Raw genomic sequence first — 13,071 nt, forward strand, 5'->3', positions numbered from 1 at the left:
GATTTTTCTTGAGAGTTCCATATGGCCAATGAGAGTAAACTATAATCATATGAAAAATTGTTTTTTTAATAAAATAGCACTTTTAATACTGGGTATCACTATCTTGTGTGTTAATAATGCTAATGCACAAGGCTGGGAGAAAGCACAAGAGATCATAGAAGGTATTCAAGAGCCTTCGTTCCCTAATCGCAGTTTTAATGTGCGTGATTTGGGTGCTATTGGAGATGGAAAGCACAACGATTTGCCAGCAATACAAAGCGCGATTAATATCTGTAGCCAGGCAGGTGGAGGAAGAGTTGTTATTCCTGAGGGAGAATACTGGCTGGAAGGTCCAATCCATTTCAGAAGTAATGTAAACCTGTATTTAAGCGAAGAGAGTATTATTCGTTTTAGTGCAGAGCCAGCGGATTTTTTACCCCTTGTTTTTACACGTTGGGAAGGGACGGAACTTTTTAATTATTCCCCTTTTATTTATGCAAACAGCTGCACAAATATTGCTATCAACGGCTCCGGCACCATTGACGGTAATGCCAAAGATACTTTTGCTCCCTGGTTAGAGAAACAAACGCCGGATCAGAATAATTTGCGCGATATGGGTGATAAAGGAGTCCCTGTTGAACAACGTGTATTCGGAGAGGGACATTGGTTGCGGCCATCCTTTATTCAGTTTATCAATTGCCACCGAGTAAAAATGGAGGGAGTTAAGGTAATAGAATCGCCATTCTGGATTATTCATCCGGTCTATTCTTCTCATATCATCATGCGCAATCTGCATATTGAGAGTTTCCGTCTCAATAACGATGGTATCGATTTGGACTCATGTACCGATGCACTGGTTGAAGGGTGTACATTCAGTACCGGAGATGACGCTGTGGTCATCAAATCCGGACGCGATTATGAAGGACGTCAGTTAGCAAGACCTTCGGAGAATATAGTGATTCGTAACAATACCTGTCTTGAAGTACATAACGGCATAGCGATTGGCAGCGAGATGTCCGGCTCTGTACGCAATGTGTTTATCGAAAACAATACCATCAAAAGCGGACGTCATCTGATCTATTTTAAGGCCAATCTTGACCGTGGTGGCATGATTGAGAATGTAAGTGTAAGGAATATTGAGGTAGGGCAGGCGACTAAAGCTTTAATTTATTTTCAAACAGATTACCATAGTTTCCGTGGGGGGCATTTCCCTCCTACCTTCCGAAACTTTCATATAGAGAATGTTACATGTGAAGAAACCGGCTATGGCATTAGAGTGCAAGGGCATATTGAATCACCAATCACAAATGTACACATCAAAAATGTGACCATCGAGAAAGCCCAGTTACCTGTGAAAATACATGAGCATGACCAGGTTCTGCTGGAAAATGTAACGATCAACGGAAAAAACTATTCTAATTAATTGAAAGATGAATTTAAAGAAGTATATATATTCAGGATTGGGACTGGCAATTGCTATAGTTTTTGCCAGCCTTGTATTCCTGCCGAAGAAATCTGTGAATGGGGAGCAACCTAATATCATTTTCTTTATTGCTGATGATATGACTCCTGAAATGTTTAATTGTCTACCAGAAGGGCGAGGTAAAAACCTGACCCCAAACCTTGACCGATTAGCACGAGAGGGAGTTTTTATGGCCAATCAGCGCGTTGTGTCACCGGTTTGTACGCCTAGTCGATATAATTCTTTGACAGGAAATTATGCAAGCAGAGCCATTAATGCCGAGTTTCTTGAGGATACGGAAAAAAATGAAGGCCAGACAGTGGTTAACTTTAATACCCATATCGTTCCGGGAAAGAACAAAACCATGGGAAGTTATTTTCAGGAACTAGGCTATAAAACCGGATTCGTTGGTAAAAACCATGTGGTTGAAAGCCTTTCTCAAATTAATGATGATGACAAGCCGGATCTTTACGCCGATCCTAATGACCCAAAGGTTAGAGCAGAACTCGAACACAGGCATCATTTACTACAGGAAGATATTAAAAATTGCGGTTTCGATTTTGCAGATAATCTGTATCATAATAATCCCAGTTGGTTAGGCGTTAAAGCTTTGGCGGCACAGAATATGGATTGGATTGCAGAGGGCGGATTAAGGTTTATAGAAACCTATAAAGATGAACCTTTCTTTATGTATTTTGCCACAACACTTCCGCATGACCCATTAAATCCTGAAAATTCATATGATGCTGATCCCCGAATTACGGCTAAAGGCTATTTGGATGAACCTTTAAACGTACTGCCACCACGTGAAACCCTCAAGAGCCGAATTAAAGAGGCTGGTCTGGAAGGGAAAGAAGAAACCAATTTATTATGGCTGGACGATGCTTTGGGTGCTTTACTGGATAAACTGGAAGCAACCGGTACTATTGATAACACCATAATCCTGTTCTTTACTGATCATGGGCAGCATAACAAAGGGACACTGTACGAGGGCGGTATTCACTCGCAAAGTATTGTATGGCGCAGTTCCGGGTTCGAGTGCGGACAGACATGTGATGTGATGGTCTCAAATATAGATTTTTTACCTACGCTGCTTGATTTTGCTGGTTATGAAAGTCCGGATGCTATTTGCGATGGAAAAAGTTTCAAGGCGGCCCTGGAAGGAGGTGATTACACGGAACGAGAAAGCATGTACCATGAATTGGGGTATGCCCGTGCCGTAGTAAAAGGCAAGTTCAAATTTTTAACACTCAACTATCCGGAATTTGCACAGAATGCAACGCTTGAAGAACGCACAAAAATGTTGGATGACTATAATGAATTGAGGCGTTCTTTTGGAGGGAAAGCAATTAATTTGGACCCTACTTTACCGTATGGTCATCTGGAACTCTATCCGGGAGGAGGGGGTGCCGAGAAAAATACTTTCGGTAAAAAGCCCGCTTTTTTTGAAGCAGAACAACTCTATGATCTTGAAGCTGACCCCGATGAGAATTTCAATTTGGCGAACGATCCTGCGTTTGCAGAGAAACTCATTGAAATGCGCAATGAACTGAAAACTTACTTAGATAAACTACCCGGGCAGTTTGTGAAATAATACTATTAGAAAATAGTAAATAGACTCAAAATGAATTACAAAAGGTTCTTATCGATTATTGTATTGAGTATAATAAGTGCGAGTTCTTTAGTAAGCGCTCAGCAAAAGCCAAATTTTATTGTTATAATGGCCGATGACCTCGGATATGCCGATGTGGGCTATAATGGTTGTACCGATATACCGACCCCTAATATAGATGCGTTAGCTGAAAGTGGCGTGCAGTTTTCAAGTGGATATGCTGCTTATTCGGTATGTGGACCTAGTCGTGCAGGGTTTATTACAGGACGCTATCAGCAGCGCTTTGGGTCCGAACGCAATCCGCAATACCGACCTAATGACCCCAATATGGGACTGCCTAAAAGTGAAAAAACAATTGCCGAAGTATTGAAACCGGTTGGTTACACATCAAAAATTATTGGTAAATGGCATCTTGGAGCGCATAAAGAAACGCACCACCCATTAAATCGTGGATTTGATGAGTTCTATGGACATCTTGGCGGAAGTCATTATTATTATCAGAAGGCGATGCGTTATAAAGACTCGTATAATCTCACTAAAGATAACGAAGAGATTGAGCAAATGAGAACCTGGATACTTCGCGATCACACACCCGTAGAGTTCAAGAAACATCTGACGGAACAGTTTTCTGACGAGGCAGTAGACTTTATCGATCGCCATAAGGAAAAACCATTTTTTCTATTTATGTCGTATAACGCTCCACATACTCCATTGCACCCGGCGGAGGAACATCTGAAGCGGGTATCGCACATACAAGACAAGAACAGGAAACTCTATGCAGGGTTGGTTGTAGGTCTAGATGATGGTGTTGGTCAGATAATGAAAAAGCTTCGTGAATGCGGACTGGAAGAAAATACAATTGTGTTTTTCATGTCCGATAATGGAGGTAAAATGAAATGGGGTGCTAATAACGGTGTTCTTCGTGGAGATAAAGGCTCTTCTTTTGAGGGAGGATTTCGAGTGCCGTTTTTGATGAAGTGGAAAGGGGTTACCAAGCCTTCGGTCTACGACCAGCCCGTCAATTCATTGGATGTACTGGCTACCATTGCTGATTTAACCGATGCTCCTCTTAATCCTGAGAAACCGCTCGATGGAGTAAATCTTATCCCTTATGTTACGGGTGCAAAACAGGGTGCGCCACACAAAGCTATTTATCTGAGGGGCAACGGGTCAAAAGGCACTTATGCCGTACGTATGGGAGACTATAAAATTATTACACAAAATGAAGGAGCGTGGCGTCAGTTGTATAATTTGAAAGATGATATTAGCGAAGAAAATAATATGGTCAAAACATCTCCTGAGCGTTATCAAGAGATTGACAAGCTGCGTATTGAATGGAGCAAAGGTTTGATTGAACCAGCCTATTTAGGACTGGAACACATCAAGAAGTTTAAGGACAACAAGAATAAGAAGTAATTATTACCTTAATTAATAATCTAATGGGTTTTCATAAAAGGATATTGATTGTACTACTAATTTTAATGTCACACGCTTTTACAGTTGTTTTAGGTCAAATAATCTTGCCATCCGATTATGAAACATTTAAGCCGCCTGTTGCAGGTGAATGGTTCACCGACCCGGTCTTCGGTACACAAATCAAGCGGCTGACTGATACCCAGAGTGTTTTTGGATTCAATGGTGAGCGAGCCATGTTCAGTTCAGACGATCAATACTTTGTTATCGCAGTCGATCTCCCTGCTCCCAAGAGGCTTCATTTGTTCGATGGCCGAACCGGTGATTTAATCCGCATACTACCAAACTTCGTATCGGATCGTACAATCGTTCGCTGGGCTTATGATCCGGAGGTGCTGGTGTATGCAGAGGGAAACAAATTAATGGGTTTTAACGTCGTGACCGATGCAACAACCACCCTGGGCACCTTTTCTGAACCGATCGGCGACGCAACGGGTAAGTTGTGTGGTGGTGACGGCAATGACTTTGACGACACCGGAGAATGGTTACTGTTGAACAAGGGCCCTCAGGATGCAAATGGGCTGCCTGGTGAAATGTTTGCCTATAACATACGCACCGGCGAAACAGGTCCGGTAAAGGACATGTCAAGCTACTTATTAGACTATTGTACCATAAGTCCTAGTGGGCAGTATATTGTGGGAACCTCTTTTGACCCAGCCGCTGCAACACCAGGAGTGGGTAAAAAATGGATATGGAACCGGGACTGGACGAATGAACGAGAAATCACGAAAAGTGATGGCTCAAGAATTGGGAACGCGCACATGGATCTGGCGTATCAGGACGGTACGGACGAGGAGTGCCTGGTCACTAAACTTAGTGGAGGCATTTGGGCTATTCGCTTTTCGGATCTGAAGCAATTTAATATCCTTGCTGCGAGTGAGCTGAGCGTCATTATGTACAGTGCAGTAGGAGGGTCGAGCCGAAACCATATTTTTCTTGCCGTGGAGTCCAAAGGGCTCGATCCAAATGTAGAGTGGTTTCCCTACTTAGGAGAACTTGTACAGGTGCCACTGGTCACAACGGGAACGGGTGCGATTAGCCGGGTGGCCCATCATAGGGCGCGTACCCAAGACGGTTCTTTCCATTATTTCGCCGATCAACCAGAACCTTGGATTAATCACGCCGGTGACCGCCTCTTCTTTCGCAGCAACATGGATAATTATACCGAACCAGGTAAGAACGACCTGTACATGATTGAAATTAATAAACCGCCCCTGGGTACTAATGATGAAATTCAAAAAAATAATGAGATACAGGTCTATCCAAATCCTATCAATGACTTTGTGTACGTGTCATTATCTAGTCGAGCTACTCAATATCAATACCAAATATTCAACTTATCCGGAGAGGTGGTGCAAGAAGGACTCCTTGATAGTAATAAAATAAATGGTTCTTCTCTCCGCTCGGGCGTATATGTTTTAAATATTCTCTCACAAAGTGAAAGCTACAGTATAAAGGTCGTTAAGAATTAATTGGAAGGTTTTTCCATTGAAATATTAGAATATTATGAAATACATCATTCAATCGATAAAAACAATTAGTTTCATCCTTATTCTGGGGTTGGGTATTCAATTAGCACATGCGCAACCCCCCGTGCACGGTCCAACAACAGTTCCGTATTCTGCATTTAACACACGTTTACAAGAGTATGTAAATACGAACCCTAACGAGGCACAAAAGGGAATTATTGATGTTACCCTCTCTCCGTATAGTGCGGCAGGCGACGGCAATACTGACGATACTCAGGCCTTACAAAATGCAATAGATGATGCCTACGATAATAACTTTGCTGTATATCTTCCTGCCGGTAAAATATTTTTGGTATCGCAACAACTTAAACTGATCACTGTTACTGAAAGTCGCCGATATGGCCATCAATTACTTGGGGATGCCAATGGGAATAAACCCATTATTCGATTGATTGATGGAAGTGGAATCGGGGGAGCTAATAATTATGATGACGCACTAATACGTTTCCAATATGACAATGGTCAAGGAGGCACTGAACCTGCCAAACATTACACAGCTACTTTTCGGAATATTGATATTGATATGGGAAACAACCCTGCCGCAACCGCCCTTACAATGGCAGGAGCTCAACATTGTGTGATAGAAGATATTAAAATATACGGCGAGGCATTCAATGTTGGAATAAAAGATCTACCGGGTTCTGGTGGTGGTTCTGTAAATGTTCACATTATAGGCGGAAATATAGGAATTCATCAAGACCAAAATCGCTCATGTCCCACGCTGATTGGATTGGTGCTGGAAGAACAAAAAGACTATGGTATTAAACTCACAAATACGCAAGGGCCATTAGTGATAGCCGGATTTAAAATTAGCAGTACGCAAGCACTATCTGCAAACTATAATGGAATTTATCTCAATAATAAAAATTTTAATGAGACTGTAATAGGAGAAATTACTGTTGTTGACCATAGCCTTGCAGATTTATGCCTTACCGATGGTAGTATCGAAGTATCTGGAGTGAATGGCGTTGGAATTAGAAATGGAAGACAAGATTTGAGCCTGGTGAATGTGTATATTAAAGCAAACAAATTGATTGAAAATGGAGTACATACAGCCCCTTATTCTTTTATTCAAGGGGATGAAAATCAATGGAAAAAAATCAGTCAACATTATTATACATCAATCCTCGATCAATCGTCGGTAGTGATAGACGGTCAATCATTGAATGACAGGACCAATAGTTACGAATCCACAGGAACAATAACGGATGAAACACCTGATGAATCAATTTACAGTAAACATTCATACGGAGAAATACCGGATTTTAACAATCCAAACCTGGTTGACATTACCACTTATGGAGCAACAACAGCCAACCAAAATCCGGATGACGATGATGCGCTTGCCATACAGAGTGCCATTGATGATGTTTCCAATCCTGAAAGCGCTAATTATGGGAAAACGGTTTTAATTCCGCGCGGAAATTTTGGTATAGACAACCCTATTGTGGTAAAAAAAGGAGTGAAACTGATTGGTACAGCAAAAAACATCTCAACCATATACGCAAACAATCCATGGAAAAACGAAAACGGGGCAATAATTACAACAGTTGATGATGCTAATGGAGAAATTATTCTCAGCGATTTCTCCATCATGGGGTATCCACGCATGTGTTACCTGCGTGTTCAAAGTGGTAATAGCGTGGTTAGAGATATTATGACTGAAGACAAAATTGCCTGGGGCTGGCCCGGCACAACAGACGACTGGAAAAGGGTTAATCCTAGAGTGGCAACATATCTTGATTTTACAATGAATGCAGGAGGCAAGGTTTATCAAGTTTGTACAGGTCAACTTACAAAACATGACCGATGGAATCCATCTCCAAATGAGCCCGATTATCATCATGTTAGTATTAAAAATACCAGTAACCCACTTGCATTCTATCAAATCAGTGTGGAGCATCATGTATTTTCACCAAAGGTACTTGTAGAAGATGCATCTAACCTGACCATATTTGGTTTTAAGTACGAGGGTCCTGCAGAACTCCTTCATATCATAAATTCCGATAATATTAAAATATGTGGCGGTAACGGAAATTATTACATGGACAGAGAAGGCGACCAGGCAATAATTAATATTAGTAATTCCACTAATATCTTGTTGCGAAATATGGCCCGAAAAACGCTACACGGAAGATATATTTTTGGTAGGGATTACCCAGTAAATGACATTACAAAGTTTTGGGTTTTAGATTCGGAAACAGAGGTAAGCCCATACCATGCCATTTTATGGTATAAAAAGGATAGTGATACGCCTGCTGCCACTAATGATGAGATTCAAAAAAATAATGAGATACAGGTCTATCCAAATCCTATTGACGACTTTGTATACGTTTCATTATCTAATCAAGCGGCTCAATGTCAATATAGGATACTCGACTTATCCGGCCGACTAATGCAACAAGGATTTTTAAAACGTAATCAAATCAATTGTTCTTCTCTAAGGCCGGGCGTATATGTGTTAAATATTTCTTCAGAAAGTGGAAGCTACAGTATCAAGGTCGTGAAGAATTAAAAGGAAGTTTCAGTATTTATTGAATAGCAGCTTGCATGATGATGCAAGCTGTTTTTTTAACGGATAATTTTCAAAAAAAAACGTACAATTCTTTCTGATTTCGTGAAGATATTCACCTTACTTTCGACTTATTAAAATGTCTTTTTTTTGATTCGTTTGAAACGAATAAATGTATTATTGAAAACAATAATTTTAAAATAATTGAAAAAATCATGAAATCTATAAAACAGGCACTAAAAGCAGTTAGTTCTATCCTTTTTCTAAGTATAGTAGTGCAATTGGCAAATGCGCAAACTGTTGAGCATCGTACCACCACTACAACTGTTTCTGAATTTAACAGTCGATTAAAACAATATGCACAGATTAACCCCGATAAAACACACAAAGGAGTTATTGATGTAACCTGCCAACCATACAACGCCAAGGGCGATGGTATTAATGATGACACTCAGGCCATTCAGGATGCCATTGACGATGCCTACCCAAATAGTTTTATGGTATACCTGCCAGCCGGAAAAACCTTTTTAGTATCGAAACAGCTTAAATTGATAGCATCATTGGAAACGCGTCAATACGGACATCAATTCATTGGGGCTGAAAAAGGTAAAAAACCGGTAATTCGCTTAAAAGATGGAAGCACAATTGATGACAATATATTGGTATTTTTTCAATTGAATAGTCCCACAAAAGGCAAAGCCCCGGCCAGTCATTATGGATTTACGTTTAGAAACATAAATGTTGATTTGGGAAACAATCCCGAAGCCATTGGTATTATGGCAGCAGGAGCGCAGCAATGTGTTCTTGAGAATACAAAAATATACGGAAAAGCATTTAAAGCAGGAATTAAAGATTTACCAGGCTCAGGCGGTGGTTGTGTGAATATACATATTGTGGGTGGCGATATTGGTATCGACCAGAATCAGCACCGTGCCAACCCTACCATTGAAGGCTTGATTCTTGAAGGACAAAAAGAATATGGTATAAAAATTAAAAATGTAAGAGGGCCATTGGTATTAGCCGGGTTTAAAATAACAGCGCCCCAAGATGCCTCTGCCAATTACAGAGCAATACATCTTAATAATACTTATGGTGACATTAAGGAATCAGGAGCACTTCATCATGCTATTGCGGATATGTGTCTTACAGATGGAAGTATTGAAGTGCCGGGAGAAGGAGGTATTGCCATCTCAAACGGCTCACAGGATGTAACCCTTGTGAATGTATACATAAAAGCCGACAAACTGATCGAGAGCGGCGTAACTACAGCTCCATACTCGTATATCGCAGGGGATAATAGCAAGTGGAAGAAAATCACTAAATACATGTTTACCTCAAAATTGGATAAAGCATCGGTGGTAGTTAATGGGAAAGAGTTGAGCGACAGAACAAAGAATTATGAATATTCGGAAAAAGTAATCGACAAAGATCCAAAGGAAGACATTTACAGCAAACACTCGTATGGTGAAATGCCCGATTTTAACGACCCGAATATAGTGGATATTGTAGCATACGGAGCAACTCGTGCCAACGAAAATGCTGATGATAACGATGCCATTGCCATTCAGAAAGCACTTGACGATGTTTCAAACCCAAAGAGCAAGAACTACGGTAAAACAGTTTTAATTCCTCGCGGTAATTTCGATTTGGGGCAAGCTCTTTTTGTAAAAAAAGGAACTAAACTTATTGGTACAGCTAAAAGTAGTTCGAAACTGGTGGCAAAAACAGCATGGGACTATAAGGATGGAGCCATTATTAATACAGCCGACGATGCCGAAGGAAACATTATTCTCAGCGATTTTACAATCATGGGGCATCCTCGTATGTGCTATCTGCGTGTGCAAAGTGCAAATACAATAGTACGTGATATAGTTACCGAAGATAAACGCCGATATGGCTGGCCACAAGCCGACAACTGGAAGAAAAACAAAAAGAAAGGCGCTGCATACATCGAATTCTGTAAAAATGCAGGAGGTAAGGTATATCATATTTCAGCAGACCATATTGCGCTTGACGATCGTTACCGTTCCAATGTTCCTGTTTCTGGCTATCATATTGTAGATGTAAACAATACAACCAATCCTCTAACATTCTACCAGCTTAGTGTTGAGCATCACCCGCACTCACCATCTATTATGATTAAAAATGCGAAGAATACCACAATATTTGGTATGAAATACGAAGGTCCGGCAGAGCATCTCAATATAGTTGATTCCGAAAATATACAAGTAATTGGAGGCTCGGGTAATTATTATATGGATAGAGAATACGACCGTGCAATAGTTGTAATTAGCAACTCAAAAGATATTGTATTGCGCAATTTAACGCGTAAGAGCAAAAGTGGTAAACTGTTTAATAGAACTGTAAAAGATATTACTAAATACTGGATTGTGGATTCAGAAACTAAAGTAACAGGCGATTATTCGGTTCTATGGTATGAAAATGGAGTTTTGGACAGGCCGAATCGGTGAGGAATTATAAAGTAAAAAAATGATAAGCTTTGCAAAGGCTGGAATCGAGAGAGCATCGAGCCAGTGTTTTTCGGATTGAAGAACACTTCCAATGAATTATTAGGATGCTGAGAAGTAAATGTATTGAAGTTACTATTTAACCTTCCTAACAAGAAAAGCCACGATTGAAGGATAGTAAGTTTATAAAATAACTAATGACGAGTTGCTTAGTGTTTTATAAAGCATCAGTTGGCTATGATATGTATAATAAATTAAAGTAATGAAAAAATTGAGTGTATTGAAAACGATTTATTTCAGCTTGGCTGTTTTGCTATTTTCCTGTAGCAGTAAAACTGGAAATAAGGATGGTGTTCAAAAGCCTGCTCAACCAAATATTGTTATTCTTTTGGCTGATGATATGGGCTATGGTGAATTAGGCTGTTACGGGCAGGAAGTCATCAAAACACCTAACATTGATAAAATGGCCAGTGAAGGCATGCGTTTTACACAATTTTATGCCGGAAGTTCTGTTTGTGCTCCTTCGAGAGGTGTATTAATGACGGGGATTCAGGTAGGGAAGTTAAATGTACGTGGTAATTATGGTCATGTTGAGGATGGAAACTGGGGGCGTGTGGCACTTAAAAAGTCAGAACTTACAATCGGCGAAATGCTGAAGGGTGCAGGTTACCAAACCGCTTTTATAGGAAAATGGCACTTAGGCATACCGCAGGATGTAAACACATGGGCAGCCGGGCGCGGTTTTGATTATGCCATCCAGGAACAATGGGGTGAGAAGGCCGAGGGCGGAAAGTTTGAAGTGAACGACCATTGGATCAATGGTAGGGACAGCGTTATTCATTATGATTGGAAGCAGTATGATTGCAAGGATGTTTTCCGAACCAATCTGGCTATCGACTTTCTCGACAAAAATCGTGATACGCAAAAACCTTTATTCCTGGTGATGTCGTATCGTACCCCGCACGCCCATGAACCGGATTTAAGGGAAGCAGAACGCTATAAGGAATTTGGCTGGCCTGAAATTGAGCGACGCCATGCCTCACGTATAAGCATGCTGGATGAGCAGGTTCAACGATTGCTTGATAAAATGGATGCAATGGGTGAATTGGATAATACCCTGGTGATTTTCACCAGTGATAATGGTCCCCAAGCTGAAAAAAAACACAGCGATCTGTTCTTTAAAAGCTCCGGTGGGCTAAAAGGAAAAAAGAGAGATATGTACGAAGGAGGTGTTCGCGTACCAATGATAGCCTGGTGGAAAGGTAAAATTCAAGGAGGTACCACTTCTGATCATGCAGGGATTTTCTACGACATCATGCCAACCCTGGCAGAAGCAGCAGGAATAGAAGCTCCTGAGCAAACAGATGGCATCTCTTTCTTACCCGAGTTAATGAATAAAACTCAAAAAGAACACGAGCACCTATATTGGGAATTACAGGTAGGATCAACGCCAAATGGCTACAGGCAGGCTCTGCGCAAAGACCAATGGAAAGTGGTACGTTACAAGCAAAGTGGTAAGCCCGAACTCTATAATGTTGAGGAGGATTTGTATGAGGAGTCCGACCAGGCTCAGAAGCGTACTGAGTTGTTAATGGAAATGGATGACTTAATGAAGAGTCAGAGTGAGGCCAATTCACATTGGCCATTTTCGGGGAATAGGATGAAACGAACATGTAAATTTTAATCTTAAAAATTACACACAGGGTAATGATTAAAATTTCTTGAGAGTTCCATGTGACAACTGAAAGAAAGTTTAAACATATGAAACGAGCTATGCGGATAGATTCTCACACAGGAGCATGATTAATTTTGGCGAGTTCCATCCCGAAAAATCGGGACAAGTAGTGGCAATAAAAAACAAAATATAATCATATGAAATAGGTGATGCTGACATACGAAATATGCATAAGAAACCTATATAATAAGGTTTAGCATATGGATTTGAAGGGTAAATGATGGTCTGGTTTTTAAACGGATAAATTTCTAAAAAAAGCGTACAATCCTTTCTGAATTTATACATCTATTACCCTTTTTTT

The 13,071-nt window shown here is 40.5% G+C and carries 7 protein-coding genes; all 7 read left to right on the forward strand.

The window, feature by feature from the left end:
- Positions 1–49: 49 nt before the first annotated feature.
- Positions 50–1,402 (forward strand): glycoside hydrolase family 28 protein, encoded by a 1,353-nt coding sequence (locus JIV24_RS02005; RefSeq protein WP_200463329.1) that lies wholly within the window; start codon positions 50–52, stop codon positions 1,400–1,402.
- Between the two features lie 7 nt (positions 1,403–1,409).
- Positions 1,410–3,035: a sulfatase family protein gene (locus JIV24_RS02010; protein ID WP_200463330.1), complete on the forward strand. Its 1,626-nt coding sequence runs from the start codon at positions 1,410–1,412 to the stop codon at positions 3,033–3,035.
- 30 nt (positions 3,036–3,065) lie between these two features.
- The gene (locus tag JIV24_RS02015; protein ID WP_200463331.1) at positions 3,066–4,469 is read left to right on the forward strand and encodes a sulfatase-like hydrolase/transferase; all 1,404 of its coding nucleotides are present in this window, start codon (positions 3,066–3,068) and stop codon (positions 4,467–4,469) included.
- Between the two features lie 23 nt (positions 4,470–4,492).
- On the forward strand, positions 4,493–5,998 hold the full coding sequence (locus JIV24_RS02020) for a T9SS type A sorting domain-containing protein (protein ID WP_200463332.1): 1,506 nt from the start codon (positions 4,493–4,495) through the stop codon (positions 5,996–5,998).
- 34 nt (positions 5,999–6,032) lie between these two features.
- Entirely contained in the window at positions 6,033–8,570 is a 2,538-nt protein-coding gene (locus JIV24_RS02025) for a glycosyl hydrolase family 28-related protein (protein ID WP_200463333.1), read from the forward strand.
- Between the two features lie 212 nt (positions 8,571–8,782).
- A complete protein-coding gene (locus tag JIV24_RS02030; protein ID WP_200463334.1) occupies positions 8,783–11,038 on the forward strand; it encodes a glycosyl hydrolase family 28-related protein in 2,256 nt (751 codons plus the stop codon).
- A 259-nt stretch (positions 11,039–11,297) separates the two neighbouring features.
- On the forward strand, positions 11,298–12,719 hold the full coding sequence (locus tag JIV24_RS02035; RefSeq protein ID WP_200463335.1) for a sulfatase-like hydrolase/transferase: 1,422 nt from the start codon (positions 11,298–11,300) through the stop codon (positions 12,717–12,719).
- Positions 12,720–13,071: the final 352 nt, after the last annotated feature.

It is taken from the genome of Carboxylicivirga marina, from assembly GCF_016612505.1.
GTDB classification, from domain to species: domain Bacteria; phylum Bacteroidota; class Bacteroidia; order Bacteroidales; family Marinilabiliaceae; genus Carboxylicivirga; species Carboxylicivirga marina.